We start from the raw sequence: 24465 nt of genomic DNA, 5'->3' as shown, positions 1-24465 counted from the left end.
AAGGGGACGGATATGGCCATCGGCACCGTCAAATTCTTCAATTACGATCGTGGCTTCGGCTTCATTTCCAATGATGCCGGCGGACCCGATGCATTCGTTCACGTCAAAGCCGTGGAAGCCGCAGGGCTGCCCGGCCTGAACAAGAGTCAGCGAATCAGTTACGCTCTGGACGCCGATGCGCGCGGTCGAACGATCGCGACCGGCCTCCAGCACGTCTGATCCCGCGGTGGATGACCACCGCCATGCGATCGTGATGGTGATCGACGTTGGCAAATCCTGAACCCTGAAACGGGCGATCGGATCGCCCAAGGACTTTATGACTAATCTCTCCAATCGGCCGGAACGGCCAAAGCTCGGCCTGCTATTCGGCGGAGCGGCAGCACGTACCACGGAACGGCGTTCGCCTGTTCTGTCGAGCGACGAACTGCGCCGGATCATCTCCGAGACCATCGGTTAATCACGAGGGCGGCCTTTGCGGGCCGCCCTTTTCAATAAGGAGCCACCATGTCGAGAACGCCACTCCGCCCCTTCTGCATCGCCAAAGACGAGAGCGGCGACTACCGCCTGACGGTGCGCGAGACACGTTACAATTCGCAGAATTATCCGCTCGTCACCGCGACGCTTCAGGACGAGCGCTTCAAGAGCGCTGCCGCAGCGCGTGCCCATGCAAAGGCTCATTTCGGCGCAGAACCGGGGCAGTTCGCGACCAGCTGAACGGGGGGCGGCCTTCCAGGAGGGGCGCCGCCATTCTCTGGCGAGACCATCGATGATGGTCTTCAGCCTGTATATCAAGGACGATGCCTTGGTGCTCGCCTGCAGGCAGGATGGCCTCGTCCGAGCAGCCGACCGCCGCTCCCCGCTTACGAATTTCCAGCGAGCTCTTGCTGATGGCGTGCTCACCACGCTCCTAGGCGCCCAGGATGATCGTCATCGCCGCTTCGTGGTTTCGCGCTGAGCATTCGTACCGTCGTTCACGTTGCCGCCGAGACTTTCGAGGCCTGCGGCTCGTCTGCCTTGGCATAAGCACACGCTTATATAAGCGTAAGCTAATGTCTTTGCTCTTCGCTCCCGACAAGCTCGACTCCGTATTTGCGGCGCTCGCCGATCCGACGCGACGCGCAATCCTGGCTCGCCTCGCGCGCGGAGAGGCCACGATCACGGAACTGGCCAAGCCGCTGCGGGTGTCGCAGCCTGCTGTTTCCCAGCACATCAAATTGCTCGTCGGGGCCGGCATGGTGCGCCAGCGGGTCGACGGCGTGCGTCGGCCGTGCCGTCTTTCAAGCGAAGGGTTGGGCGCCGCAGACCAGTGGCTTGCGATGCTGCGTAAGGGCCTTGAGGCCAATTACGAGCGGCTCGATGCGCTTCTCTCCGCGATGGATGCAACCGAGGAAGGAACGAGGTGATGCACAGGCTCGAACTCAAGACCGAAGGTGACCGCACGGTGATCGTGACCCGGCGGTTTGCCGCTCCTCCCGAGCGCGTCTACCGCGCCCATGTCGAACCCGATCTGGTAGCAAGGTGGATGACCGGCCCAGATGGTTGGACGATGGCTAGCTGTCTCAGCGATCCCGTCGCTGGCGGGGCGATCCGCTACGAGTGGGTCAATGACGAAGGCGCCGGCTTTTTTCTCACCGGCGAATATGTCGAGCTCCAGCCGTTTCACCGCATCGTCCATATCGAGCGCATGCATCTCCCGGACCCCACGCCCGACAACCATGTCGAGACGACCTTCACGCCGGACGGATCGGGAACGCTGATGGTCGTGCGGATGACCTTACCGGACGCAGAGGTCCGCGCGGCGATGCTTGGGACCGGCATGGCAGACGGCATGGAAGCGAGCTACGCCAGGCTGGAAAGTCATATCGCAAGGGCGGCAACCGAACCCGAGGGCATTTGAGGATCGCGGCGGCGGCCAAGCCCGGCGTGCGTCGTCCGCCTTTGCCTGCTATCTTCGACGCCTGTGGCCTGGCGAGCGGTGCTTGTATGACGTGGCAAACCACGCTGCAGGTAAGGCACCTCCGCCGTTTGCCGAAGGAGCATCACCATGGCCGACGACCCTCTCGTCCCTGCAGCTGAACTCGCAGCGCAGCGTCGCCCGCCATTTCCAGGGGAGAGCGAGGCCTATCGAGATGCGCGGCAGGCCTTGCTCGAGGCGGAGATCGAATTCCGCAGAAGCCTGACCCGGCTCACCGACCAGAGGCGGGCGCTTCCGCCGGGGCCAATGATCGCGAAGAGCTACCGGTTCAAGGACGAGAATGGCTTCGAAGTCGGTCTCTCGGACTTGTTCGGCAGCAAGGATACGCTCGTCACCTATTTCTGGATGTTCGGGCCGGAGCGGGCGCGGCCATGCCCCATGTGCACCAACTGGCTGGGTGCGGTGAACGGCAACGCCGCCGACATCAAGCAGCGTGTGGCCCTCAAGATCCTCGGCCGAAGTCCAGTCGAGCGGCAGTTCCTGTTCGCGCAGGAGCGTGGCTGGCGCGACCTCGACTTCATCCAGACGGTCGGCGACGAGTACGCCCGGGATCTTGGTCTGCTCAACCCCGACGGAAGCGAGAACCCTGCACTGGTCGTGTTCCAGCGCGCGGGCTCGGAGGTCCGCCTGTTCTGGTCTAGCGGAATGACCGGCGACATGGCCGATCCCGGCCAGGACCCGCGCGACGCGCCCGACGTCGCCTCCCTGTGGTCGGTGCTCGATTTGACTCCGGAGGGCCGCGGCGGCGACTGGTATCCGAAGCTGCGTTATTAAGGCCGCGCAAGCGCCGACAAGGCGGCTGCGAGCGGAAGCACCTGGTCACGGGTTAAGGGCGCGAGCACAAGTCTTGCTGCCGTGTTCAGATCGAACCAGCCGGCTTCGGCAATTTCGCCGCCTGCGGCTGGGATCCCGGATGTCCGGATGTGGAAGAGCTCCGCCGTCACGGTCCATCCTGGTTCGTTGGCGGCGGGCGCCGAAAAACAGCCGAGATGCCGTGCTTGCCCAGTGCCGAGCGTCAGCCCGATCTCCTCGCGCAGCTCTCGGGCAAGGGCCCGCAGAGGCTTCTCGCCGGGCTCGATCTTGCCGCCTGGCTGCATGAAGCTTGCCGTTCCCGTCTTTCTGACCAGAAGCAGCCGTCCGCGGTGATCGTCGATCAGTGCCGCGGCGATCCGGATCGTCGCAGCGGGTTCACGCATCTTCGGGCGCCGTATCGACGACGCGCCTCACGCCCTCGCGTGCAGTCTCGTTGACGGTGAGGTGGAAGATGTCCGGCCGGGAATAATGTCCGACTACGTCCAGGTCGTAGCGCGCCTTGACGATGTCGCTGGGGTCAATCTCGGCGGTGATGAGGACAGGGCCGCCCTCCGCCGGGCCGGCGAGGACGTCGCCGAGCGGGCCGACGATCATGCTGCCGCCGGCAATGAGCGGCCGGTCCGGATCCCAACCCGGGATTTCGCGGCCCAGCGCGCGGGGCGATGGCTGCAACTGGCAGGCGCTGACGACGAAGCAGCGACCCTCATGGGCGATGTGGCGCATCGTCGCCCGCCAGACATCGCGCTCGTCGACTGTCGGAGCGCACCAGATGTCGACGCCTTTCGCATACATTGCGGTGCGAAACAGCGGCATGTGGTTTTCCCAGCAGATTGCCGCACCCAGCCTTCCGGCAGAGCTTGCGACCACCGGCATGGTGGATCCGTCGCCTTGCGACCAGATCAGTCGCTCGGTGCCCGTCGGCATCAACTTGCGGTGCTTAGCGACGAGCCCGCCTTCGGGATCGATGAACAAAGCGGTGCAGAACAGCGACGCGCCGGCGCGTTCGATCACGCCGACGACGATCGAGGCTGCCGTCCTGGCGCTCAGCGCTGCCAGCGCGGTCACCTCCGGCCCGTCGAGATCGATCGCATTGGCGTGGTAGCGCGCGTACGCCTCGCGACCCTCGGGCAACCGATAGCCGAGCCTCGTTCCGAAGATCTCGCCTTTGGGATAGCCGCCGAGCAGCGCCTCCGGCATCACCACGAGCGACGCACCGGAGTTCCGGATCTCGGATTCGAAGCCGAGCACGTTGGCGAGCGTCGCGACTTTTCCGGAAGGGTCGGAGCCGATCTGAAGGGCGGAAATTGGCGTCATGATCGAGAGCTGCCCGAGTTTCGGCGAGGCCGCAACGCCGGTACCAGGATCAGGGGTTCGAGCAGCGAACAGGATTGCAGCGCTTCAGCGCCGACGGCTGGCTCCCGCATGCTCAGGCTGATGGCAGCCGTGGCGAACTGCTGCGCGATCTCCGTCTCGTGGCTGACGACATCGTTTGAAGCGCTGGGCTATCACAACAACTAGCGGTGCTCGTGCGTTGTCGGTGGGCAACCAGGAGATGAGAATGACCGACGAACGCAGTTCAGCCGAGATTGAAGACAAGGTCACCGACGAGATCGGCGGGGTTCAGGGGACCGACGAGACGGAGGAGCAGGGGGCGCAGCCGGCGCAGTCCGCACGGGTTGGAAGCGTGCCTGATGAACCCGCGCCTGACGGCGCCGAGATCGAATGGGCCGGTGGCGTAGTCAAGAAGCCGCCCACGCCGAACGCCTGAACGGAAACGGGGCGGAAGTGCCGCTGGCGCTTCCACCCCGCCAGGGATCATCGCGACGATAGCGTCAGAGCTTTCTACGACCGGAAATCAGGTTGATGATGAACACAATGACCGCGATCACCAGCAACGCGTGGATCAGGCTACCGCCGATCTGGAGAGCGAAGCCGAGGATCCACAGCAGGAACAAAATGCCGATCACAGTCCAGATCATGTCAGCGCCTTTCGTGGGGGTCTAAGCCGTTCGGCTTGGATGCTCAGAGAACCGAAAGAGAAGCCTTTCGTTCCGGCGGATCAACGAACCTGTTATCAGCCGCCCGTTCCGGCTGACCGGACTCATGCTTCCAGTCACGCCTCGTCGGCACGCAGGCGGCTTGAGCGCGAACTCACTGGATCCGCGCCGTTCACCGCTTGCCAAGCTTTGCGCGCGCCATATTGCACCGCCCAACCCAGAGCATAGGTTGCGGCGACCGGTACCAGAATGCGAATGGCGCTCTCGGCGACGGTCCCGACGATGGCGCCCTTGATACCGCTATCGCCGTCCTGGCGGTCGATCGCGGCGCCGATCAAGGCGCCCAGTAGATTGGCCATGTCATTCTCCTTCGACAGTCTGAACAGCAGCCCAGCGCCGCAGTTCCAGAGCCCGGATTTCGTTAATCTCCTTCTCTTATACTGACCGAAACAAAGGGCTTTGGAGAGGGCCTGTACATGATCGAGAGGATGATGGCGGACCACGCCAAGCTGCGTACGTGCGCGGACCGGCTCGAAGCTTTGCTTGCGTCGGGGACCATGCCGGATCCCGACGCTCTCGCGGATGCGCGCTGGACGCTTGGCAGCACGATGATGCAACACCTCGCTTTCGAGGAACGCCATCTCTACGCTGTTCTGCGTGAGGACCCGCGTGGCCATGTCCGCGTGGTCGCGGCGGAATTCCACGACCAGCTCGCCTCCAGCTTCGGCCCCTATGCGGACCATGCGAAGCAGTGGACCCCGGAGCGGGTGGCGGAGAGCTGGGACATCTATCGGGAGCAGACGCGAACGCTCATCGAGACGATGCGCCTCCGCATGGCACGGGAGGAGAAGGAGCTGTATCCGCTGGTGCAGCAGAACGGCATCGACACAAGGCAGAGCGGTGTTCCGAGCCGCAACTGGGCTCGCGAGGCGTTCGCGATAAAGGAGCGGATCGGCCGACGCTAGGTACGCGAGTGAACGGGAGCATGGATTTGCGCCCACGCTCCCGCACATGCAGGCTGATCAATCAGGCGGCGCGGCGCCATTGGGGCGCTTCAGCCGCACGCTTGTGATCCGCGGCACCCGCTCCGACGTTGAATTGCGCCGTCCGGGACGACAAAGCGGAAACTTCACCGGCAAGGTTGCGCGCCGCCGCCGATGTCTCCTCGACCATGGCCGCGTTCTGCTGCGTCACGCGATCCATCTCCGTGATCGCCGTGTTGACCTGCCCCAAGGCTGAGCTCTGCTGGTCGGCCGCCATCGCGATCTGGCCGACAAGGCCGGAGACTTCGTCCACTGAACCGATGATCCGCGCGAGGGCCTTGCCGGCCTCGCCCACCAGGGTGACACCGCCTTCGACCTGGCGTGAGCTGTTGGAGATCAAGGTGCCGATCTCCTGCGCGGCGTCGGCGGAGCGCTGGGCGAGTGCCCGGACTTCGTTGGCGACCACCGCGAAGGCGCGTCCGGCTTCCCCGGCATGCGCCGCCTCGACGCTAGCATTGAGCGCGAGCAGGTTGGTCTGGAAGGCGATCTTGTCGATCACCGCGATGATCTTGGTGATCTCCTGCGAGCTCTTCTCGATCTCCGCCATCGCGGCAACGGCATCGGCGACGACCTTGCTGCTCTCCTGTGCGTCGGCCTGGGTCGCGCGGACGAGCTTGTCGGCTTCCTTGGCGCCAGCGGTGCTGTTGTGCACCGTGGCGGTAATCTCAGTCATTGCAGCCGCGGTCTCCTCGAGCGACGCGGCCTGCTGCTCGGTCCGGCGCGACAGATCCTCGGATGCGTTGGCGATTTCATCCGAACCGGCGTTGATCGTCGCTGCGCTTTCCCGAACCGCACCGACGAGTTCGCTCAACGCGCCCACTGCCTGATTGTAGCTGGCCTTGAGAGCGGCAAAGGTCGACGGGAATTCTTCGGTGATCTCGCGGCTGAGATCACCCTCCGCCAGCGTCTTGAGATAGTTGCTCAGGGTCTCGACCAGGTGCGCCTGCTCGGCCGCGGAGCGTTGCTGGGCAAGCGCCGTCTCCTGGAAGGTGAACATCGCCTTGGTCATTCGGCCGACGCAATCCTTGTAGTGGGTGAATTCGATCGGTGACGTCAGATCGCCGGCAGCGAGGCCCTCCATGCGGACCACGGTCGCAACATAGGGATCGCAGATCGCCGACCGGAAGCGCGCGGCGAACGCGGCTGCGACGATCACGCCGATCAGGGTCACCGTTAATCCGATCAGAGGACCGGCCAAGGCCGCCGTGACGCCGACCAGCGCGGTGATCGCCGTCAGCGCCCCGAAGGCGACCAACGTCTTCTTGCGTATCGGAGCCTCTACCTGAAACCATTCCATCTGCGTATCTCCTGTGCATCTTCGCCGCGTTCGGATCGGTGTCCGCGTCATGGGTCCGGCGTTTACTGACTCCTTTGTAAACGAATTCCAAAAATCCAGGACACGGGGCTCATCAAAAAACCGATCAGTGTGATCGTTTAAGCGCCTCCTTTCCATAATTCGCCTCGCATCTAGGTACAAAGACCAGGTTGCAGGAAGGTCTATACTACTCGGTGCGATTGCGCGTTTGGTCTACGGATTTGCAGTTGATGCGATTGTCTCTTCATTCACATGCATTTTCTGTTGGTCACTGCAATATCGTGGTCCGACCCTATTGCAATGCGTGGGGCTATGGGCGGTCCATGAGGGCTGGTGGGGTGCGCATGCACACCTTCTGCATGGAAACTCCATTTGGCATCTCAACCAGCAGAGTAGACAATGAATGGCACTCCACTTGAAGGATGCCGTAATGCCGAACGCCCAAGCCGTCCGTCGCCTCAGGCTGGTCCCGCTCATCGCTCTTCCGTTGTTGCTCGTTGCCTGTGGCTCCAGTGAGACCGGGCTCTCGGAGGATGCCATGGCCGAGGAGGCGGCCTCGGCTAGTGCGGAGCTTGACCTCGCCGACGAGGGTCGAACGGTGCATCGAAAAAGTGAATGGAGCGTCGGCGGGATCGTTCGCGGCAAGACCGAGACATCGACCGTCGAGCCTGACGCGCCGCCTCCGCCCAAGCGGCAGCCAGCTGCCCAGGCGGGTCTGCTCACGGCCGGCGATCATGACGATCTTCTCAACCCCGAGCTCTACGCCGAGTATGCCGGCCGTTTTCTCCAGAGATCCGGCCGCGACCTGCCGTTCGTCGATACGCGTACGCGTGTGGCCATCAAGGTCGTCGGTGCCGACGGCCGCGCAGTCCCCTTTGCCCGGGTGGAGGTGAAGCGCAGCGGCGCGCCGCTGCGCTTGGTTGCGAGCGCCGACGGGGTTGCGTCCTTCTATCCGCGCTTTGATCGGGTGCCGTCGAAGACCGTGGTCGCGGTGAGTTCGAAAGCGGGCGTGGCCAGCCGGGCCGTCGATCTCGGCGGTCGAGGATTCCGGCGCATCGCCATCGATCTGCCCGGCACCACGGGTGCTGTCACTGCAATGGATCTCGCCCTCGTCGTCGACACCACGGGGAGCATGGGCGACGAAATGGCCTATCTGCAGGCCGAACTCGATACCATCGTGGCGCGTCTGAAGCGTGAGGCGGGCAATCTCGATCTGCGCATCGGACTGATCGTGTACCGGGACGAGGGCGATGACTATGTCGTCCGCTCTGCCCCGCTCACCGACGATATAAAGGCGGTCCGGGCAAATCTTGCTCAGCAGGAAGTCGGCGGCGGCGGCGATACGCCGGAAGCCGTGGATCGTGCCATCGCCGCTGCGGCACGCTTCCAATGGCGCCCTGATGCCGCCAAGGCCATGCTTCTGGTGGCCGATGCACCTCCGCATGAGGAAGCCCTGGCGCAAACCCTCGCGGCAACGCAGGGCCTGCGAAGCCGCGGCGTCCAGATTGTCCCGGTCGCCGCCAGTGGAGTCGAAGACAGCGCCCAATATATGATGCGGACGATGGCTGCGCTCACGCAGGGGCGATACATCTTCCTCACCGACGACAGCGGCCTCGGCGACTCTCATGCCGAGCCGGATCTCGCCTGCTACGTCGTGTCGCGGCTCGATCAGGTCATCGCCCGCGTGCTCGCCGGCATCGTCGAGGGACGCCGGATCGAGCCCGGCCGCGAAGAGATCATCCGCACGGTCGGCACTTACGACCGTGGGCGGTGCCAGGGCGCGGGTGTGACAGCTCGGCAGAGTTGACGCTGGCGCAGCATCCGACGCGGCCTTTCGAGACGCGCCGGATGCTCCGGTCAGCGGAAGCGTGCGCCGAGCGAGAGGCCGATCACCCGCGGCTCGTTGAAGACGGCTGCCATGTAATTCTCGATCACGCCCTTAAGGTTGCGCTCGTTGGTGATGTTGCGGGCAAACAGCGCGACGTCGTAGCCGCGGTCGCTTTCGTAGCCGATCCGCAGCCCCCCTTCGAAATTGCCCTTCGAAGTGAATTCCTTCGTTCGATACAGCACCATGTTGGTGTAACCCTGAACGTTCCAGTCGGTGGCGACATAGGCTTTGCCGCCGGAGACGGGCAGATCGTAGCGTGCGGTGAAATCCAGATTGTATTTGGGCGCTTGTGGTAACGGATTGCCGTCGATCTGGGCGAAATAGGTGGCGCCGGTGCCGCTGCCACGGGTGAAGAAGGGATCGAGGATCGTGCAGACCTGAACGCCGTTCAGCCCGCAGGTCTGAGCAAACACCCGCTCGTCCTTGATCTCGGTGTGCAGCAGCGAAAGCCCGGCGGTGACGCGGAAATTTGGGACCGGCCGCCAGTCCGCGTCGAACTCGGCGCCGTATCCAATCGCCTTGTCGGCGTTGAACAGCACGCCATTGCCGTTCGAATCGTTGCCGTTCAGCTGGATGTCCTTGACGGTGTAATAGAAAGCCGATCCGTTCAGCCGCAGCTTGTTGTCGAACAGTGCTGATTTGAAGCCGGCCTCCCACGACAGATTGGTCTCGGATGAGGCTGTCGTGAAATCCGCGTTGAACACCGCCGATCGGCCCTGGATGGTGGGCCCGCGGAAACCGCGCGCGACACGGGCGTAGAGATTGAGATCGTCGGTCACCCGGTAAAGCGCGCTCACGTCGAAGCTCGGTTCGGTGTCCGTCAACCGGACGAAGCGCCGGCCGGCATAGGTGTCGGCGCCGCTTGCCGTCAGTGATGCCCTGAGCAGGCTGGTCTTCTTGGTGTCGCCGCTCAGACGACCGCCGGCGGTTAGCGTAAGGGCAGGCGTGATGTCGTAACTCACCTGGCCGAAAGCGCCCCAGGAGGTGTTCACGTTGCGAAGCCGGACGAAATTGTTGGGATTGGTGCCGGTGAAGACACCGCGCTGGTAGAATTCGGTGAGATCGCGGCTGTCGAAATAGATGCCGCCGACCTGCCACTTGAATGCACCGCTGTCCTTGGCGAGCCGCACTTCCTGCGACCATTGGTCGAGGTCGCGCAAATTGCCCTGGCTCTGGCCAAAGCCGTTGGGCGCGCCGTTGAAACGAAAATCGGTCGCGGCGCCGCCGTCCGTGTCGCCTCGGCTGTAGCCGGACGCATTCTCGAACGCCGTGATCGAGGTGAGGCTTATGTCGCCGCCGAAATCATAGTTGGCCCTCAGCGAGGCGCCCCAGGTGTCGTAAGCCTGCGGGTTGTTGTCCGCCTCGTCGAAGGCGACCTCGTCGCGCTTCGCACTGGGGATGATCTCGTTCGAGCCCTTCACCAGAGCGCCACGCCGGAAGAGGGTCGAGGTGCCATGATAGGCACGGACGTGGCCAGAGGCGAGGAGGCTCAGCCGTTCGGTGGGCGTGAACAGCAATTGCAGACGTGCGTCGCGCTCGTCGAACCCGCCCATCGCATTCTTGCGCGGGCTGACGGTGCCGTCCGCGCTCGGGCCGGAATAACTGTTGTCGACCCAGTCGTCGCGGTGCTGGTAGAGGCCGGAGATGCGCACCGCGAGCTTGTCGCCGATGAGCGGGCCGCCTGCGCCGCCATCATAGGTGATCGTATTGTAGCTGCCGTAGCTTGCCGAGAAGCGGCCCTCCCATTCCCGGCCGGGCTTCACCGTGTCGAACTTGATGATGCCCGCCGTGGTGTTGCGGCCGAACAGCGATCCCTGCGGACCACGCAGCACTTCCACCTGGGCGACATCGAACGCCGGGTTCGATTTAAGGACGACGTGCTCCATCACGACGTCGTCCTGGATGATCGAGACGGGCTGGGACGCGCCGAGATAGAAATCGATGTTGCCGAGCCCGCGAATGTAGAAGCGCGGGAAAATGCGGCCGGTGGTCGTCTCGGCATAGAGGCCCGGGACGCGTCCGGAGAGCGCAAGAATGTCGTCCCCGCCGCTCTGGAAGCCGCGCAGCGCGTCGCCCTGCAGAACGGAGACGGAGATCGGAACCTCCTGCACATTTTCCGTGCGGCGCTGTGCGGTGACGACGATCTCGCCGATGCCCTCTTCGGCGGACATTGCCTCGGCGGCGGCGATGTTCTGGGCGAGAGCGGGAGATCCGGTGATCGCCAGCAGCCCGGCACCCGCCAGCGAAAGCACCGGCACGAAGTTCATCTGCGACACACGAGACTCCCTGATTATCCTGCAGGCGCGCGCCGGAAACGCCGGTCCGCAAAGCGGAGCCGAACATCTATGCCTACGCTGGAGGAGCGCCCGCTGTTGCCCTTGCGACCGGCTAGCCACACACCGTTGCAGGATTGTGACGGCGCGCGCGCGCGGTCAGGCCGGCCGGTTTTCGACTTCCTGGATGTCGATCTCTGCCTCGTCCTGCGTGTCGCCCGACGGCGGGTGATTGGCCCAGAGTGCGACCAGGAGGGAGGCGAAGCCGCAGCCGGTGAAGCCGATCAGGAAGGGCAGGGTGGTGCCGTCGAAATGCTGGCCGATAAAGAAGCCGATCAGCGCGCCGCCGACGGTGGTGATTACCCCCTGCACCGACGAGGCGGTGCCGGCGATGTGGCCGAGCGGCTCCATCGCCAGCGCTCCGGCATTGGCGCCGATCAGACCGAAAAAGATCATGGTTCCGGCCTGAAGCGCAACGAACAGCCACAGGCTTTCGCCGAACAGGGCGACGATGCCGAGGTGGGCCGCGGCGACGCCGGTGAAGAAGGTCAGCGCAATGAGCAGGATCAGTCGCGATCCGAGCCGCATCACCAGCCGCGAATTGGCGTAGGCGCTGATCGCCATCGGCCCCGCGATGATCGCGAATACCAGCGCCATGATGTCGCCGGCCCCGAACACGTCGAAGACGATCTGCTGGACCGAGTTGATGAACGAGAACAGTGCGCCGAGCACAAGCGTTTGCGCGATCGTGTTGCCGATCGACTGGCGGTTGCGCAGCACCGTCCAGGTCGCCTGGCCGATAAGCGCCCAGGAAAGCGGGCGGCGCTGATCGGCGGTCAAAGTCTCGGGAAGCCGAATGGCGCTCCACACGGCGAGGATCGCGCCATAGACGCCGAGGCCGATGAAGATGTGGCGCCAGGTGCCAAAGGCCAGCACGGTCTGGCCGAAGGTCGGCGCCAGCACCGGGACGATCATGAACACGATCATCGACAGCGACATCACCCGGGCCATCGCCGGGCCGTGATAGCGGTCGCGCACGATTGCGACCACCAGAACCCGGCTCGCGGCGGCGGCCATCCCCTGGAGCACGCGCGCGGCGAGCAGCAGGGGAAAACTCGAGGCGACGCCCGCGACGAAGCCAAGCAGGCAGTAGAGAATGAGCCCGCCGACGAGCAAGTGCTTGCGGCCATAGCGATCGGCAAGCGGCCCCCAGAAGAGCTGGGCGACTCCGAAACCGAGGATGAAGGCCGTGATGACCAGCTGGCGCTGGTTGGGCTCGGCGACGTTCAGCGTGTCCCCGATCGCCGGCAAGGCGGGCAGCATCGCGTCGATGGCGAGCGCATTCGACGCCATCAGCGCGGCCATCAGCGCGATGAACTCGCGCATGCCAGGTCCGCTGCCAGCGTCGCTGGCGCTCTGCGGCGTCGACGGACTCATCACGAAAACACTTCTCCCTTCGGGCGGCCCCTGCGGGACGCGGGCCGCGGAGGCAAGTTCCGTGCGAGACGGAATGCCCGGATGGAAAAATGCGATGCGGAACGCTATCCGTGCCCGCGGGCAAAGGGAGACGCGGGAACATGCGAGAGGTCGGTGTCTATCAGGGTGCTTGCCATTGCGGGGCAGTACGGTTCGAGATCGAGACGGACTTTCCCGAGCTCACCACCTGCGATTGCTCGATCTGCCTGCGCAAGAACGCCTTGATGGTGAAAGTTCACGAGGACCAGTTTCGCCTGCTCGCGGGCGAAGAGAGCCTCACCGAATATCGCTTCCACACGATGACCGCGCGGCACTTCTTCTGCAAGACGTGCGGCATCTATCCCTTTCACCGCAAGCGGGTGACTCCCGATTTCGTCGGCGTGAACGTCTTCTGCCTCGAAGGCTTCGATCCCGCCGGTATCCCGGTGCGCGCCACGATCGGCAAGGGCATGGCCTGAGCCTGCCCGATCAGGCGACGCGCATCCGCGGCGGCTGCTCCGAGACGAGACATTCCAAGCCGGCGACGTCGCGAACGTCGTTGCCCTGGGCATTGACTGCGCGGGAAATGACGCCCTGCCGCAGCATGGAATGGGCGACGATGGTTTCGACGAGCTCGCGGTGCGAGACCCCGAGCGCGCGGGCAGCGCGGGAGATCGTCTTGCGGGACCAGAGGTTGCAGGAAAGATTGACCTCCATGAAGCGGATTGCGCCGGTCGCGGGATCGTAGCGATACTCGAACCGGCCATAGTCGAACGGCCAGAGCTCGCTCATCAACGCGATGCTGTGACGTTCCAGCTGTTCGACGAGCCGCCGGTCGCCAATCTGTTCGAGCGGATCCTCGTCCTCGGCAGCCACAAGGCCGCGTTTCTCCTCGTAGGAGCGAAGCTTTGCCGGATCGTTCGGGAAATAACCGGTGGCAGGAAGCAGCCAGGGCTCCGAACCGCCGACGACGGGGACGGCAATGTCGATCAGCGGTGCATAAGGCTCGAAAATGACGTCATGACCCTGCGCGACGAGCGCTTCGGCGTGCGATTTCGCATCGGCCCACTGGTCGAAGATGCCGACGCCCCACGATGCGGAACTCGCATTGGGCTTGACCACCAGCCTGTCCCAGGCGAAATCGGGTTCGGAGACGTGCGGACGGCGCCCGCGCACCGTCTGCCAGGGTGTGACGGGAACGCCGAGCCGGCTCGCAACGACCTTCATCAAATGCTTGTCGTCAGACAAGCCGCGCAGGATCGGCGCAGCCCCGAGAAACGGAACATCGTGCCGGGTGAGCAGCAAAGGTGCGAGCATCTCGCTGTTTTGAAAGCCGCCGCGGTTGAGCAGCGGGATGGCGAAATCTTGGTTTGGCCGCTCGTGCAGCGCTTCGAAGCACGTCGCCGGGACGACGTCGAGCCCGATCGCCCGCAAGGTTTCCAGCATCTCGTGATGATAGAGCGCATGCGTGCCGTCCTGGGTATCGGCGCGACCGCCGGACAGTGCGTGCTTGGCAAGGAACAGGATGCGGAGCCTGATCTTGTCCTCGTCGGCGATGCGAAGCAGCGGGAGGCGCGTCATGCCTCATACCCATGGCAGCGGCTCGTGATCGGGTGGCGCAACGGCAATTGGCGAAGGTTCATGCTGCCCTCCTTCAGGCAGGTCGCCTTTTCGCCGATCGGGGTGACATGCGTGTGTCGATATGCGGTCATTCCCATGACGTGCCCAGTTCGTCCGTCCTAAAGGCATGGCGCTGGGAAGTGTTGACGCGCTTGAACTCCGCGGCCGCTCACGCGTAGTCGTTCCATGCCGACAACGGATGGCCTCTTCCCGACCTTCTTCCTCTCGGGCTTCGAATGCTCCACGTTCGACTGGAAGGATGTCGGGCGCCGTGATCTCACCGCCGAGATCCAGCATAATGGTCACGCCGACGAGGACTACGCGTTCCTCAGGTCGCTCGGTATTGCCGTGGCGCGGGAAGGCATTCCGTGGCCCCTGATCGATCGCGGCGGCGGCGACTATGATTTCTCGTGCATCGACACCTTTCTGGCGGCGCAGCGGCGACATGCGATCCTGCCGATCTGGGATTTGTGCCATTACGGCTATCCGGCCGGGCTCGACCCCCTGAGCGATGCCTTCGTCGAGCGGTTCGCCGCCTTCGCAAGGGCTGCAGCACGCTATGTTGCCGAGCGGGCGCATCACGGCCCGTTATTTTTCACGCCGATGAACGAGCCGACCTTCTGGGGCTATATGGGCGGGGAGTGGGCTTGGTCGGCGCCGTTCGGCACCAGCGCCGACTATCGCCGTCGGTTCACCACGGCGCTGGCGCGGGCCGACATTGCTGCGGTGAAGACGATCCGCGCCGACTTTCCGGACGCCCGCATGGTCCATATCGATCCGCTGATCTGGGTGGTGCCGCCGCGCAATCGCCCCGACCTCGCCGAGGCGGCGCACCGGGAAAGCTATGACGATGCCTATCTCGCCTGGGATGTGATCTCCGGCCTCAGATGTCCTGAACTCGGCGGATCGCCCGAGATCCTCGATATCATCGGGCTTAATAATTACAGCTTCGGCCAAATGGAATATCGTGAGCAGGGGCCGCATGCGGCGCTCGAGCCCGGCGACGACCGCATCCGTCCCCTGTGCGATTTGATTGAGGAGGCGTGGCGCAAATATCGGCGGCCCTGCATCGTTGCCGAGACCTCCGGCCTCAAAGGCGGCCGGCCCGACTGGCTGAACGATATCGTCGTCGAAGGTCTGGCAGCCATTCGCCGCGGTGTCGATCTCCATGGACTTTGCCTGTTCCCGGCGATCGACATGCCGGACTGGCATAATGGCCAGTGGCTCAACAACGGCATTGCCGATGTCCGGCCCTTGCCTGACGGAACGTTGATGCGCGTGCCCTACCTTCCTTATGTCGAATGCCTGCACCGCTGGCAGCGCAAGCTCAACCGTGTGACGAGCCTGGACAACGATCCGTTCGATGCTGCCGTCGATCTCGCCGACATCCGCCGCGCCGCCGACGAGATGAATCCGAGTCCGGACGCCGACTGGCATTAGCATGCGGGGCTTAATGGTTTCGAAGGTCGGCAAGCGGTCCGACATCGTTTTTCGGGAGAGAAGATGAAGTCGCTTTCCGATCCCGCACGTGCCTTGGCGAACGGCCTTGCGGCGATCCGGCGCGAATTCCAGGTTCCCGCCAGCTTTCCGCCGGAGGTTCTTAACGCGGCCGAGCGTGCGGCCACGAAACCGCTTACCGAACATGTCGATCGTACGGATCGGCCGTTCGTGACGCTCGATCCGGCCTCCTCCACCGATCTCGATCAGGCCTTCGCCATCGATCGCAGCGGTGCCGACCTCCTGCTTCACTACGCAATCGCCGATGTCGCCTGGTTCGTCGACGATGGCGGACCGATCGACGCCGAAGCCTGGCGGCGGGGCGAAACTTTGTATCTGCCCGACGGAAAGGCGGGACTATACCCGCCGATTCTGAGCGAGAATGTCGCCAGCCTGCTCCCCGCCGGACCGCGCCCCGCCGTCATTTTCACCGTGCGGGTCGATCCTGACGGAGATGTGCGACTTGACGGCGCGGAACGGGCGATCATCCGCAGCCGCGCCAAGCTCGCTTACGACAATGTCAGAAACGAGGACCTGCCGCACGGCTTCGTCGAGCTCGCGGCACGGATCGCGATCGCCGAGCAGAAGCGTGGTGCCTCCCGCATCGATCCGCCGGAACAGGAAGTCGCCCGCCGCGGTGACGGTTTCGCTCTCGTTTTCAGGCCGCGGCTCGACTCGGAGATCCGCAACGCCGCTTTGTCGCTGGCCGCGAACCTCGCCGTCGCCGATACCCTGTTCGCTCACCAGACCGGGCTTTATCGGGTCATGCCGGAACCCGACGAGCGGGCCGTCCGGCGACTGCGCTTCACCGCGAGGGCCTTCGCGGTGGTCTGGCCGGAGACCATGCCGCTCGACATCTTCGAGCAGGGGCTCAATTCCGCCGATCCGAAACACGCCGCACTGATGCTGGCGATCCGCCGCGCCGGCGGCGGCGCCGCTTATGCTCCGTTGACGCCGGGGATTGTCCCATGGCATTCGGCCATGGCGGCCCGGTACGCCCATGCAACCGCGCCGCTGCGACGGCTTGCCGACCGCTATGTGGTCCGCGCCACCCTTGCCGTCGCCAACGGCCGGCCAGTGGCCGACGCCGACACCGCTGCGTTCGAGACCCTGCCGCCGGTCATGGCGCGCGCGGATGCGCTCGCGGCACAGATCGACCGCGCAGTGATCGACCTTGCCGAAGCGGTGATGCTGGACGGCAAGGCGGGCCGGAGTTTTTCAGCCGTCGTCACGGATGCCGACGAACGCGGCGCGCGGATCCAGCTGTGCGACTTTCCGGTGGTCGCGCGGATCGCCGGCGACGACTTGGCGCCCGGAGACACGCTCGACGTCACCTTGACGGAGGCGGATCCTGAACGTCGCACGATCCGCTTCGATCGCAACGGCTGACACGCAGAGGATCAGGGGCGCCGACGCGAGGTCGGTCGGGCGCCCAGCGCATCCAGGGCATCCTCGTTGTCGCGGCCCCACGCATAAAGCAGTTCGACCGGCTCGACGAATCGTCGGCCGAGCGGCGTCAGCCTATACTCGACCGCAGGCGGGACGCTTCCCTGGACGTGCCGGGTGAGCAGCCCGCTTCCTTCCATCACACGCAAGGTCTGGGTCAGCATCTTCTTGGAAATGCCCGGCAGGCTGCGTTGAAGCACGCCGGTGCGGGCGATGCCATCGTGACGCGCATGGAGGGTGTGGAGGACCATGCTCGTCCATTTGGTCGCGAACAGATCGAGCACGCGTCGTGGTGCGCAATCTTCCCGCCATTCGTCGTCGCTGCCGGCCTGCAAGACTGGTTACCCCTTGGTGCCTATGTCTCCAAAGGGTGCCGTCTAGAAGACCGTGCACCGGCTGCCTAGCTGGTGCGTGACACCGAAAACAAAGGATTTCGATCATGGCTGGAACGGCATTGGTGGTGGGCGCGAGCGGGATCGTCGGCAGCGCGACGGCGGAGCTTCTGGTGAAGGAGGGCTGGACCGTCCATGGCCTTGCGCGCCGCGCCGTCGCCCAGCCGGGCGTGCGTCCGGTCGCCGCCGATCTGCAGGACGCCGCCGCTACCGAGGCGGCCCTCCGCGGTATCACGCCGGAGGCGGTGTTCATCACCACCTGGCTGCGCCAGGACAGCGAGGCGGAAAATATCCGGGTCAATTCGGCCATGGTCCGCAATCTGCTGGACGGGCTGCGCCCGGGCGGCGGCACGAGGCACGTCGCTCTGGTGACCGGGCTCAAACATTATCTCGGGCCGTTCGAAGCCTATGGCAAAGGCGCGCTCCCGCAGACGCCTTTCCGGGAAGAGCAGGGGCGGCTCGAGATCGAGAATTTCTATTACGCCCAGGAAGACGAGGTCTTCGCCGCCGCCGAGCGCGATGGTTTTTCGTGGAGCGTCCACCGCCCGCATACCGTGATCGGAAAGGCGGTCGGCAACGCGATGAATATGGGCACCACCGTGGCCGTCTACGCCACGATCTGCCGCGAAGCCGGGCGTCCGTTCCGCTTCCCGGGCTCCCAGGCGCAATGGGAGGGCCTGACCGACATGACCGACGCGGGGCAGCTCGCAGAGCATCTGCTCTGGGCGGCAACGACGCCGGCCGCGCGCAACGAGGCGTTCAATGTCGTCAACGGTGACGTCTTCCGGTGGAGCTGGATGTGGAGCCGCATCGCGGACTGGTTCGGTGTCGAACCCGCTTCGTTCGACGGGACCGTCGTTCCGCTCGAGCAGCAGATGGCCGACGACGCGCCGATCTGGCGGCGCATCGCCGAGCGGGAGGGCCTGGTAGAGCCGGATCTTGGTCGCCTTGTCTCGGCGTGGCACACCGATGCGGATCTCGGCCGCCCGATCGAGGTGGTGACCGATATGTCGAAGAGCCGCCGGCTTGGCTTCACCGGATACCGGGCGACGGATGATGCCTTCTACGATCTCTTCGCGCGGCTTAGAGCCGATCGCCTGATCCCCTGAGCAGACGAGGTCCCTTGCCCAGTCCCTATGTGCTGGCGCCGCCGAGCGATCATTTCGACGGCGAGCGTTTCTTCAATCCTGGTGAGCCGGCGACCGACCGGACCTTGCGGGACGGCTGGCGGTGGAAGACGGCCGGCGAGACCAGCCGCTGGCCGAGCCATGTTCCGATCGAGCAGGCGGTTCCCGCGCAGCGGGTCGGCGGGTTGCGCGTGACGATGGTCGGCCACGCGACCTTGCTGATCCAGACGGCGGGGCTCAACATCCTCACCGACCCCGTCTGGTCGGAGCGCGTCAGCCCGGTGAGCTTTGCCGGGCCGAAACGTGTCACCGCGCCCGGCATCCGGTTCGACGATCTGCCGCAGATCGACGTGATCCTGCTGTCGCACAACCATTATGATCATCTCGACGTCGCAACCTTGAAGCGGCTGCAGCGGCGCGACGCCCCTCTGATCGTGACTCCGCTCGGCAATGACACGATCATCAGGCGTCACATCCCGGCGGCCTGGATCCAGGCCGGCGATTGGGGCGACCGCTTCGCGTTGCGGGACGGGATCGAAGCGACCATCGTCCGTGCAAACCACTGGTCGTCACGCGGCATTCGCGATCGAAGAATGGCGTTGTGGGGCGGCTTCATGCTCCGCACCCCGGAGAAGCTCGTCTACTTCGCCGGGGATACCGGCTACGGGACTGGACGAATCTTCCACGAGATGCGCGCCCGGCATGGCGCCCCCGATCTCGCGCTGATTCCGATCGGCGCTTATGCGCCGCGCTGGTTCATGGCCGCCCAGCATTGCGATCCGGAGGAAGCGGTTCGGATCCTGCTCGATCTCGAGGCCAAGCGCGCGATCGGCATCCACTGGGGCACGTTCCAGCTTACCGACGAGCCGCGCGAAGAGCCGGCGGAGGGCCTTGCCGCGGCACTTGCCGGGCAGGGTGTCGACCCCGCCCGGTTTGTTGCCGGCCGTCCGGGGGAGGCCTGGGACGCGTGAGCGCTCCCGGGCCCTACGCATCAGGCGAGTTCGCCGAGGCTCACCGGATCGAAATTCCTGAAGCCTGCCTGATCACCGGCGCGCACCTTTGCGGCCCAGTTCGGATCGGTGATCAGCGCGCGGCCGACCGCGATTAGGTCGAACTCCTCGTTCTCCATGCGGTGGACGAGGTGATCCAGGTTCACCGGGCTCGAGCTTTCGCCGCCGAATGCCGCCATGAAGTCGCCCGACAGCCCGACCGAGCCGACGCTGATCGTCGCCGCGCCGGTCAGCTTCTTGGCCCAGCCGGCGAAGTTGAGACCGGTCTGGCCGTCGATCTCGGGGAATTCCGGCTCCCAGAAACGGCGCTGCGAGCAGTGGAGGATATCGACTCCGGCTTCGACGAGCGGCCCAAGCCAGTCGGTCATGGCATCGGGCGTTTCGCCGAGCCTCACCGTATAATCCTGCTGCTTCCACTGACTGACGCGCAGAATGATCGGGAAGTCGGGGCCGACCGCGGCACGGATCGCGGTGACGATCTCGCCGGCGAGGCGCGAACGCTCCTTGATCGTCGCGCCGCCATAGCGGTCTTGCCGTTCGTTGGTGCCAGACCAGAAGAACTGATCGATCAGGTAGCCGTGGGCGCCGTGTATCTCTACCGTGTCAAAGCCGAGGCGCTTGGCATCCGCCGCGGCCTTCGCAAAGGCGGCGACGGTGTCGGCGATGGCTTCCTCGCTCATCGCCTCACCCCGCGGTGTTCCGGGCGCGACCAGACCGGACGGGCTCTCGAGCGGTGCTTCGGGTGCCCAATCGGTTTGGAAGCTCTTGACCGCACCGGTGTGCCAGATTTGCGGACCCATGCGGCCGCCGGCGTCGTGCACTGCGTCGATCACCTGTTTCCAACCCTGGAGCGCAGCGTCGCCATGGAAGAAGGGGATTCCGGGGTCGTTGCGCGACGCAGGACGATCGATCACCGTGCCTTCGGAGAGGATCAGGCCGACACCGCCAGCGGCACGGCGGCGATAATATTCGGCCTGGATCGCGCCCGGTATGCCCTCGGCCGCGAACGAGCGGGTCATCGGCGCCATGACGATGCGGTTGTCGAGAGCAAGCGACTTGAGGCGGAAGGGGCGGAAGAGAATATCGTTAGCGGCGAGCGCCATGGACTGGCTCCTTGTTGTCGGAGGGTTTCAAGTATAAACTATATACCAGGCGTCAATGAGGCACCTTGTGCCCACCAGGTATATTCGAGGATACCGAATGATCGGATGTGAAGAGCAGCGTTTTGCGGCGAGTTGCCCGAGCCGGATCCTGTTCGATCAGATTGCCGACAAATGGTCGATGATGGTGCTGACGGTGCTCGACGGGGGGCCGCAGCGTTTCAACGCGATCAAGCGGCAGCTCGAAGGGGTGACCCAGAAGGCACTCACTCAATGCCTTCGACGCCTGGAGCGGAACGGCTTGGTCGAACGCAGGGTGATCCCGCTGTCGCCGGTGGCGGTTGAATATTCGATCACGCCGCTCGGCCGCACCCTGCAACCGCCGTTCCGAGCAATGTATGCCTGGACGATCGCATCGTTGCCGGAGGTCGAGGAGGCGCGGCGCGCATTCGATGCACGGAGTTCGATTGCGGCCTGAGCTTGCTTTCCGCGCCCGACCCGGTAGCGCGATGCCGATCCACTGGTGCCTGGAGAGTCGTTTGAGGATCCTGCTGTTCGGAAGTCTCGGCGAGCAGATCGGCCGTGAAATCGATGCCGACCTTCCTGCGGAGGGGTGCTCGGTCGCATCGCTCCGCATGTTGCTCGCAGAGCGCGATCCCGCCTTCGCGCCGCTGGCCCGAGCCTCCGCACGGGCTTGCGTCGACCAGGCGATCGTGCGTGAGGACTATGTCATTCGTCCCGGGCAGGAGGTGGCGTTCGTGCCGCCGCTCTCGGGTGGCTGAAGTTCGGCTCGAACCCGGGCCGCTGGAGCCGGACCGCGCGCTTCGCGAGTTCCTCGACGGTGCGAATGGGGAAGGGGCTGTGGTCAGTTTCGTCGGCATCGCGCGCCCGGCAAGCCGTGATGGTGTGGCGGTTACCGGCCTTTACCTCGATCATTATCCTGGCATGACCGAAGCCTCGTTGGCGACCATTGCAGCCGACTCGGAAGCGCGGTTCGGCGGCACGCGCGCGATGGTCGTGCATCGCTATGGGCAGGTGAATGCCGGCGAGGCGATCGTCTTCGTTGCCGCCGCCTCGAAACACCGGCGGAGCGCGTTCGAAGCCGCCGACTACATGATGGATCGCCTCAAGACCGAGGCCGCTTTCTGGAAGCGCGAGCACCGCATCGACGGCGCCGCCTGGATCGAACCGACGGAGCAGGACCGCGCCGACACCCAACGCTGGAGCGAAGCATGCCCGGAATAGACGAGACCCTGGATTTCCATCCGCTGCGCATCGCGGTGCTGACCGTATCGGACACGCGGAATGAGGAAACCGACACGTCGGGGCGGCTGCTCGCCGATCGGCTCACCGCGGCCGGTCACACGCTCGCTGCGAAGCGCATCACCAAGGACGATGTCGAGGCGATCCGCGCCTGCGTGCGCGAATGGGTGGCGGACGATGCTGTCGACATCATCCTCAGCACCGGCGGCACCGGCTTCATGCCCCGCGACGTCACGCCCGAGGCCGTGCGGCCACTGCTCAAACGGGAGATGGACGGTTTCTCGATCGTCTTTCATCAGGCGAGCCTCGGGACGGTTGGCGTATCAACCCTGCAATCGCGTGCCTTTGCCGGGCAGATCGAGGACACGTTCATCTTCTGCCTGCCCGGATCCACGGGCGCGTGCCGCGACGGCTGGGACCTCGTTCTCTCGCTGGAGCTCGATAGCCGCTATCGGCCCTGCTCGATCGCAGGGCTGATCCCGCGCCTGCGGGACGTTTGCCCATGAGCGATCTTACCCATCTCGGCGCCGACGGCCGGGCGCGGATGGTGGACGTCTCAGACAAGCCGGACACCGTCCGCACCGCGCGCGCCTCCGGTGTCCTGCGCTGCGCCCCCGAAACGCTCGAGCGGGTACGTTCGAACACCGCGCCCAAGGGCGCCGTGGTGTCGACCGCCGAACTGGCCGGCATCATGGCGGCGAAGCGAACCGCCGATCTGATCCCGCTCTGTCATCCGCTTGCGCTGACCAAGGCTGCCGTCGTCATCACCGACGACGGAGCGCTGCCGGGTTTTCGCGTGGAAGCCGAAGTGCGGACCACCGGGCCGACGGGCGTGGAGATGGAGGCGCTGACCGCAGTGTCGGTGGCCTGCCTCACCCTGTTCGACATGCTGAAGGCGATCGACAAGGGCATGGAGATCGGCGCGATCAAGGTGACGGCAAAGAGCGGCGGCCGTTCCGGCGACTGGTCGAGCGCGGCATGATCTCGTTCGACGAAGCGGTTGCCATCGTCGCGGGCGCTGCACGCCCGCTCGGCCGCGAGCGGATCGCGCTGGACGATGCGGCAGGACGGGTGCTGGCTGCGCCTGTCGTCGCGCGGATCGACGGCCCGCGTTTCGACGTGTCGACAATGGACGGCTATGCCGTGCGCGATGGAGAACTCGGCCAATTGCCCCGTTGCCTGCGGGTCATCGGCGAGGCGTTTCCGGGTGCGCCGTTCGGAAGCCCGCTGGAGCCCGGAACATGCGTCCGCATCTTCACCGGCGCTGCACTTCCGGCCGGTGCCGATCGGGTCGTCATGCAGGAGATCGTCGAGCGGGACGGAGACGAGGCGCTTTTCGCGACTCCGCCAGGCTCGCTGTTCGTGCGGCGCAGGGCGTCGGACTTCGCCATAGACGATGTCCTCGTCGGTGCCGGCCGGAGGCTCGATGCGCGGAGCCTAATCGCGGCCGCGGCGGCCGATGTAGATGGGGTGGAGGTCTTCCGGCGTCCGCGCCTGCTGATCGTCGGAACCGGCGACGAGCTGGTCGCCCCGGGACAGGCTGCGGAGACTGCCGCAGCGATCCCCGAAAGCATCTCCGTCGGGCTCGCCGCGATGGCGGTCGAGGCGGGGGCCGATGTAATCGGTCGGCAGATGCTCGCCGACGATCTGCCGGCGATGCAGGCTGCGATGGCCGAATGGAGCCCGCGGGTGGACGTGATCGTCGTCACCGGCGGCGCTTCGGTGGGCGCGCGCGATTTCGCCAAGCAGATGTTCGGGGAGATCGAGCTTCTCTTTTCCAAGGTGGCGATCAAGCCGGGCAAGCCGGTCTGGCTCGGACGAGTTGGGGAGCGTCTGATCGTCGGCCTTCCGGGCAACCCCACCTCGGCGCTGGTGACCGCGCGCCTGCTGCTGCGCCCCTTGCTCGATGGCCTTGGCGGCAGGGATTCGCTGGCGAGCCTCGCCTGGCGGCGCGCGATTCTCGGCACACCGATGGAGCAGGGCGGCGACCGCGAGACCTTCTGGCGCGCGCGGCACGTCGACGGGACGGTGATGCTGGAGGCGAACCAGGATTCGGGCGCGCAGAAGACGCTGGCGGAGGCCGATCTGCTGGTCCGTCAGCGCGTCGGGCAGGCGGCGCTGGAGCCCGGCAGCGAAGTGGACGTCCTCGACTTCTGACACTCGCAACCAAACCCGTTCGGGCTGAGCCTGTCGAAGCCCTCTATCTCACTTGTCTCCGCCCAGAAGGGAAGGGCTTCGACAAGCTCAGACC

At 65.0% G+C, this 24465-nt stretch carries 30 protein-coding genes; 20 read left to right on the top strand and 10 right to left on the bottom strand.

Annotated elements, in window-relative coordinates:
- Nucleotides 1-12: 12 nt before the first annotated feature.
- The 6 genes from C7I55_RS23035 to C7I55_RS23010 all read left to right on the top strand — a co-directional run bounded on the left by C7I55_RS23035 (nucleotide 13) and on the right by C7I55_RS23010 (nucleotide 2749).
- Nucleotides 13-219 carry a cold-shock protein gene (locus tag C7I55_RS23035; RefSeq protein ID WP_106515381.1) on the top strand — a complete coding sequence of 69 codons (207 nt, stop codon included), beginning with the start codon at nucleotides 13-15 and terminating at the stop codon, nucleotides 217-219.
- A gap of 285 nt (nucleotides 220-504) precedes the next feature.
- Entirely contained in the window at nucleotides 505-714 is a 210-nt protein-coding gene (locus C7I55_RS23030; RefSeq protein WP_106515380.1) for a hypothetical protein, read from the top strand.
- 52 nt (nucleotides 715-766) lie between these two features.
- Nucleotides 767-955, top strand: a complete 189-nt coding sequence (locus C7I55_RS23025; protein WP_106515379.1) for a hypothetical protein — start codon at nucleotides 767-769, stop codon at nucleotides 953-955.
- A complete protein-coding gene (locus C7I55_RS23020) occupies nucleotides 921-1403 on the top strand; it encodes an ArsR/SmtB family transcription factor (RefSeq protein ID WP_233222365.1) in 483 nt (160 codons plus the stop codon). Before C7I55_RS23025 ends, C7I55_RS23020 begins: the two co-directional genes overlap by 35 nt.
- A complete protein-coding gene (locus C7I55_RS23015; RefSeq protein WP_106515377.1) occupies nucleotides 1403-1897 on the top strand; it encodes an SRPBCC domain-containing protein in 495 nt (164 codons plus the stop codon). Before C7I55_RS23020 ends, C7I55_RS23015 begins: the two co-directional genes overlap by 1 nt.
- Before the next feature lie 147 nt (nucleotides 1898-2044).
- The gene (locus tag C7I55_RS23010; RefSeq protein WP_106515376.1) at nucleotides 2045-2749 is read left to right on the top strand and encodes a DUF899 family protein; all 705 of its coding nucleotides are present in this window, start codon (nucleotides 2045-2047) and stop codon (nucleotides 2747-2749) included.
- Here C7I55_RS23010 and C7I55_RS23005 read toward each other — a convergent pair.
- The gene (locus C7I55_RS23005) at nucleotides 2746-3171 is read right to left on the bottom strand and encodes an NUDIX hydrolase (RefSeq protein WP_106515375.1); all 426 of its coding nucleotides are present in this window, start codon (nucleotides 3169-3171) and stop codon (nucleotides 2746-2748) included. The genes C7I55_RS23010 and C7I55_RS23005 overlap by 4 nt on opposite strands.
- Complete coding sequence (locus C7I55_RS23000) at nucleotides 3164-4102, bottom strand: carbon-nitrogen hydrolase family protein (protein ID WP_106515374.1); 939 nt, start codon at nucleotides 4100-4102, stop codon at nucleotides 3164-3166. The genes C7I55_RS23005 and C7I55_RS23000 overlap by 8 nt, the downstream gene beginning before the upstream one ends.
- Before the next feature lie 244 nt (nucleotides 4103-4346).
- Between C7I55_RS23000 and C7I55_RS22995 the strand changes: the two genes are divergently transcribed.
- A complete protein-coding gene (locus C7I55_RS22995) occupies nucleotides 4347-4556 on the top strand; it encodes a hypothetical protein (protein ID WP_106515373.1) in 210 nt (69 codons plus the stop codon).
- 64 nt (nucleotides 4557-4620) lie between these two features.
- Here C7I55_RS22995 and C7I55_RS22990 read toward each other — a convergent pair whose 3' ends face one another.
- Together C7I55_RS22990 and C7I55_RS22985 are read right to left on the bottom strand one after the other, a co-directional pair.
- Nucleotides 4621-4767, bottom strand: a complete 147-nt coding sequence (locus tag C7I55_RS22990; protein ID WP_106515372.1) for a lmo0937 family membrane protein — start codon at nucleotides 4765-4767, stop codon at nucleotides 4621-4623.
- 134 nt (nucleotides 4768-4901) lie between these two features.
- Nucleotides 4902-5144 (bottom strand): hypothetical protein, encoded by a 243-nt coding sequence (locus tag C7I55_RS22985; RefSeq protein ID WP_106515371.1) that lies wholly within the window; start codon nucleotides 5142-5144, stop codon nucleotides 4902-4904.
- A 117-nt stretch (nucleotides 5145-5261) separates the two neighbouring features.
- On the opposite strand from C7I55_RS22985, the gene C7I55_RS22980 reads away from it, so the two are divergent.
- Nucleotides 5262-5750 (top strand): hemerythrin domain-containing protein, encoded by a 489-nt coding sequence (locus C7I55_RS22980; protein WP_106515370.1) that lies wholly within the window; start codon nucleotides 5262-5264, stop codon nucleotides 5748-5750.
- Between the two features lie 61 nt (nucleotides 5751-5811).
- On the opposite strand, the gene C7I55_RS22975 is transcribed toward C7I55_RS22980, so the two are convergent.
- Nucleotides 5812-7125 carry a methyl-accepting chemotaxis protein gene (locus C7I55_RS22975; RefSeq protein WP_158266550.1) on the bottom strand — a complete coding sequence of 438 codons (1314 nt, stop codon included), beginning with the start codon at nucleotides 7123-7125 and terminating at the stop codon, nucleotides 5812-5814.
- A gap of 448 nt (nucleotides 7126-7573) precedes the next feature.
- On the opposite strand from C7I55_RS22975, the gene C7I55_RS27860 reads away from it, so the two are divergent.
- Complete coding sequence (locus C7I55_RS27860) at nucleotides 7574-8950, top strand: vWA domain-containing protein (RefSeq protein WP_158266549.1); 1377 nt, start codon at nucleotides 7574-7576, stop codon at nucleotides 8948-8950.
- Nucleotides 8951-9000: 50 nt separating this feature from the next.
- Here the strand turns inward: C7I55_RS27860 and C7I55_RS22965 are convergent, their stop codons facing one another.
- Entirely contained in the window at nucleotides 9001-11298 is a 2298-nt protein-coding gene (locus C7I55_RS22965; RefSeq protein ID WP_106515430.1) for a TonB-dependent receptor, read from the bottom strand.
- A 165-nt stretch (nucleotides 11299-11463) separates the two neighbouring features.
- Nucleotides 11464-12741, bottom strand: a complete 1278-nt coding sequence (locus tag C7I55_RS22960) for a multidrug effflux MFS transporter (RefSeq protein ID WP_106515368.1) — start codon at nucleotides 12739-12741, stop codon at nucleotides 11464-11466.
- Nucleotides 12742-12881: 140 nt separating this feature from the next.
- On the opposite strand from C7I55_RS22960, the gene C7I55_RS22955 reads away from it, so the two are divergent.
- Nucleotides 12882-13238, top strand: a complete 357-nt coding sequence (locus C7I55_RS22955) for a GFA family protein (protein WP_106515367.1) — start codon at nucleotides 12882-12884, stop codon at nucleotides 13236-13238.
- 10 nt (nucleotides 13239-13248) lie between these two features.
- Here the strand turns inward: C7I55_RS22955 and C7I55_RS22950 are convergent, their stop codons facing one another.
- The gene (locus C7I55_RS22950; protein ID WP_233222364.1) at nucleotides 13249-14340 is read right to left on the bottom strand and encodes a D-alanine--D-alanine ligase family protein; all 1092 of its coding nucleotides are present in this window, start codon (nucleotides 14338-14340) and stop codon (nucleotides 13249-13251) included.
- A 225-nt stretch (nucleotides 14341-14565) separates the two neighbouring features.
- On the opposite strand from C7I55_RS22950, the gene C7I55_RS22945 reads away from it, so the two are divergent.
- On the top strand, nucleotides 14566-15819 hold the full coding sequence (locus C7I55_RS22945) for a glycoside hydrolase family 1 protein (protein WP_106515366.1): 1254 nt from the start codon (nucleotides 14566-14568) through the stop codon (nucleotides 15817-15819).
- Between the two features lie 63 nt (nucleotides 15820-15882).
- Nucleotides 15883-17265, top strand: coding sequence for an RNB domain-containing ribonuclease (locus C7I55_RS22940; RefSeq protein ID WP_106515365.1), 1383 nt, complete (start codon nucleotides 15883-15885; stop codon nucleotides 17263-17265).
- An 11-nt stretch (nucleotides 17266-17276) separates the two neighbouring features.
- Here the strand turns inward: C7I55_RS22940 and C7I55_RS22935 are convergent, their stop codons facing one another.
- A complete protein-coding gene (locus C7I55_RS22935; protein ID WP_106515364.1) occupies nucleotides 17277-17657 on the bottom strand; it encodes a winged helix-turn-helix transcriptional regulator in 381 nt (126 codons plus the stop codon).
- A 104-nt stretch (nucleotides 17658-17761) separates the two neighbouring features.
- On the opposite strand from C7I55_RS22935, the gene C7I55_RS22930 reads away from it, so the two are divergent.
- Together C7I55_RS22930 and C7I55_RS22925 are read left to right on the top strand one after the other, a co-directional pair.
- Entirely contained in the window at nucleotides 17762-18823 is a 1062-nt protein-coding gene (locus C7I55_RS22930; RefSeq protein WP_106515363.1) for an SDR family oxidoreductase, read from the top strand.
- Nucleotides 18824-18837: 14 nt separating this feature from the next.
- On the top strand, nucleotides 18838-19812 hold the full coding sequence (locus C7I55_RS22925; protein WP_106515362.1) for an MBL fold metallo-hydrolase: 975 nt from the start codon (nucleotides 18838-18840) through the stop codon (nucleotides 19810-19812).
- 20 nt (nucleotides 19813-19832) lie between these two features.
- Here C7I55_RS22925 and C7I55_RS22920 read toward each other — a convergent pair whose 3' ends face one another.
- Nucleotides 19833-20954, bottom strand: a complete 1122-nt coding sequence (locus C7I55_RS22920; RefSeq protein ID WP_106515361.1) for an NADH:flavin oxidoreductase — start codon at nucleotides 20952-20954, stop codon at nucleotides 19833-19835.
- A gap of 97 nt (nucleotides 20955-21051) precedes the next feature.
- Between C7I55_RS22920 and C7I55_RS22915 the strand changes: the two genes are divergently transcribed.
- The 6 genes from C7I55_RS22915 (at nucleotide 21052) to C7I55_RS22890 (ending at nucleotide 24371) form a co-directional block, all read left to right on the top strand.
- Nucleotides 21052-21429: a winged helix-turn-helix transcriptional regulator gene (locus tag C7I55_RS22915; protein ID WP_106515360.1), complete on the top strand. Its 378-nt coding sequence runs from the start codon at nucleotides 21052-21054 to the stop codon at nucleotides 21427-21429.
- Nucleotides 21430-21490: 61 nt separating this feature from the next.
- Complete coding sequence (locus C7I55_RS28310) at nucleotides 21491-21733, top strand: MoaD/ThiS family protein (protein WP_158266548.1); 243 nt, start codon at nucleotides 21491-21493, stop codon at nucleotides 21731-21733.
- Nucleotides 21726-22196 (top strand): molybdenum cofactor biosynthesis protein MoaE, encoded by a 471-nt coding sequence (locus tag C7I55_RS22905; protein WP_233222363.1) that lies wholly within the window; start codon nucleotides 21726-21728, stop codon nucleotides 22194-22196. The genes C7I55_RS28310 and C7I55_RS22905 overlap by 8 nt, the downstream gene beginning before the upstream one ends.
- Complete coding sequence (moaB, locus tag C7I55_RS22900; RefSeq protein WP_106515357.1) at nucleotides 22184-22720, top strand: molybdenum cofactor biosynthesis protein B; 537 nt, start codon at nucleotides 22184-22186, stop codon at nucleotides 22718-22720. The genes C7I55_RS22905 and moaB overlap by 13 nt, the downstream gene beginning before the upstream one ends.
- Nucleotides 22717-23196, top strand: coding sequence for a cyclic pyranopterin monophosphate synthase MoaC (gene moaC, locus C7I55_RS22895; RefSeq protein WP_106515356.1), 480 nt, complete (start codon nucleotides 22717-22719; stop codon nucleotides 23194-23196). The genes moaB and moaC overlap by 4 nt, the downstream gene beginning before the upstream one ends.
- Entirely contained in the window at nucleotides 23193-24371 is a 1179-nt protein-coding gene (locus tag C7I55_RS22890) for a molybdopterin molybdotransferase MoeA (RefSeq protein WP_106515355.1), read from the top strand. The genes moaC and C7I55_RS22890 overlap by 4 nt, the downstream gene beginning before the upstream one ends.
- Nucleotides 24372-24465: the final 94 nt, after the last annotated feature.

Origin of the sequence: Allosphingosinicella deserti (assembly GCF_003012735.1) — a bacterium.
Classification (GTDB): Bacteria; Pseudomonadota; Alphaproteobacteria; order Sphingomonadales; family Sphingomonadaceae; genus Allosphingosinicella; species Allosphingosinicella deserti.
The sequence above is the reverse complement of the archived record's forward strand: the minus strand, read 5'-3'. Positions and strand labels throughout refer to the sequence as shown.

Bases quoted from the DNA above. Each gene is read 5' to 3' on its own strand.
- C7I55_RS23015 (WP_106515377.1), top strand. From the start codon at position 1,403: ATGCACAGGCTCGAACTCAAGACCGAAGGTGACCGCACGGTGATCGTG.
- C7I55_RS22980 (WP_106515370.1), top strand. From the start codon at position 5,262: ATGATCGAGAGGATGATGGCGGACCACGCCAAGCTGCGTACGTGCGCG.
- C7I55_RS22975 (WP_158266550.1), bottom strand. From the start codon at position 7,125: ATGGAATGGTTTCAGGTAGAGGCTCCGATACGCAAGAAGACGTTGGTC.
- C7I55_RS22950 (WP_233222364.1), bottom strand. From the start codon at position 14,340: ATGACGCGCCTCCCGCTGCTTCGCATCGCCGACGAGGACAAGATCAGG.
- C7I55_RS23010 (WP_106515376.1), top strand. From the start codon at position 2,045: ATGGCCGACGACCCTCTCGTCCCTGCAGCTGAACTCGCAGCGCAGCGT.
- moaB (WP_106515357.1), top strand. From the start codon at position 22,184: ATGCCCGGAATAGACGAGACCCTGGATTTCCATCCGCTGCGCATCGCG.
- C7I55_RS22990 (WP_106515372.1), bottom strand. From the start codon at position 4,767: ATGATCTGGACTGTGATCGGCATTTTGTTCCTGCTGTGGATCCTCGGC.
- C7I55_RS22930 (WP_106515363.1), top strand. From the start codon at position 17,762: ATGGCTGGAACGGCATTGGTGGTGGGCGCGAGCGGGATCGTCGGCAGC.
- C7I55_RS22985 (WP_106515371.1), bottom strand. From the start codon at position 5,144: ATGGCCAATCTACTGGGCGCCTTGATCGGCGCCGCGATCGACCGCCAG.
- C7I55_RS22945 (WP_106515366.1), top strand. From the start codon at position 14,566: ATGCCGACAACGGATGGCCTCTTCCCGACCTTCTTCCTCTCGGGCTTC.
- C7I55_RS22965 (WP_106515430.1), bottom strand. From the start codon at position 11,298: ATGAACTTCGTGCCGGTGCTTTCGCTGGCGGGTGCCGGGCTGCTGGCG.
- C7I55_RS23005 (WP_106515375.1), bottom strand. From the start codon at position 3,171: ATGCGTGAACCCGCTGCGACGATCCGGATCGCCGCGGCACTGATCGAC.
- C7I55_RS22955 (WP_106515367.1), top strand. From the start codon at position 12,882: ATGCGAGAGGTCGGTGTCTATCAGGGTGCTTGCCATTGCGGGGCAGTA.
- C7I55_RS23000 (WP_106515374.1), bottom strand. From the start codon at position 4,102: ATGACGCCAATTTCCGCCCTTCAGATCGGCTCCGACCCTTCCGGAAAA.
- C7I55_RS23035 (WP_106515381.1), top strand. From the start codon at position 13: ATGGCCATCGGCACCGTCAAATTCTTCAATTACGATCGTGGCTTCGGC.
- moaC (WP_106515356.1), top strand. From the start codon at position 22,717: ATGAGCGATCTTACCCATCTCGGCGCCGACGGCCGGGCGCGGATGGTG.
- C7I55_RS23025 (WP_106515379.1), top strand. From the start codon at position 767: ATGATGGTCTTCAGCCTGTATATCAAGGACGATGCCTTGGTGCTCGCC.
- C7I55_RS23030 (WP_106515380.1), top strand. From the start codon at position 505: ATGTCGAGAACGCCACTCCGCCCCTTCTGCATCGCCAAAGACGAGAGC.
- C7I55_RS22995 (WP_106515373.1), top strand. From the start codon at position 4,347: ATGACCGACGAACGCAGTTCAGCCGAGATTGAAGACAAGGTCACCGAC.
- C7I55_RS27860 (WP_158266549.1), top strand. From the start codon at position 7,574: ATGCCGAACGCCCAAGCCGTCCGTCGCCTCAGGCTGGTCCCGCTCATC.
- C7I55_RS22960 (WP_106515368.1), bottom strand. From the start codon at position 12,741: ATGAGTCCGTCGACGCCGCAGAGCGCCAGCGACGCTGGCAGCGGACCT.
- C7I55_RS22915 (WP_106515360.1), top strand. From the start codon at position 21,052: ATGATCGGATGTGAAGAGCAGCGTTTTGCGGCGAGTTGCCCGAGCCGG.
- C7I55_RS22940 (WP_106515365.1), top strand. From the start codon at position 15,883: ATGAAGTCGCTTTCCGATCCCGCACGTGCCTTGGCGAACGGCCTTGCG.
- C7I55_RS22890 (WP_106515355.1), top strand. From the start codon at position 23,193: ATGATCTCGTTCGACGAAGCGGTTGCCATCGTCGCGGGCGCTGCACGC.
- C7I55_RS22920 (WP_106515361.1), bottom strand. From the start codon at position 20,954: ATGGCGCTCGCCGCTAACGATATTCTCTTCCGCCCCTTCCGCCTCAAG.
- C7I55_RS23020 (WP_233222365.1), top strand. From the start codon at position 921: ATGATCGTCATCGCCGCTTCGTGGTTTCGCGCTGAGCATTCGTACCGT.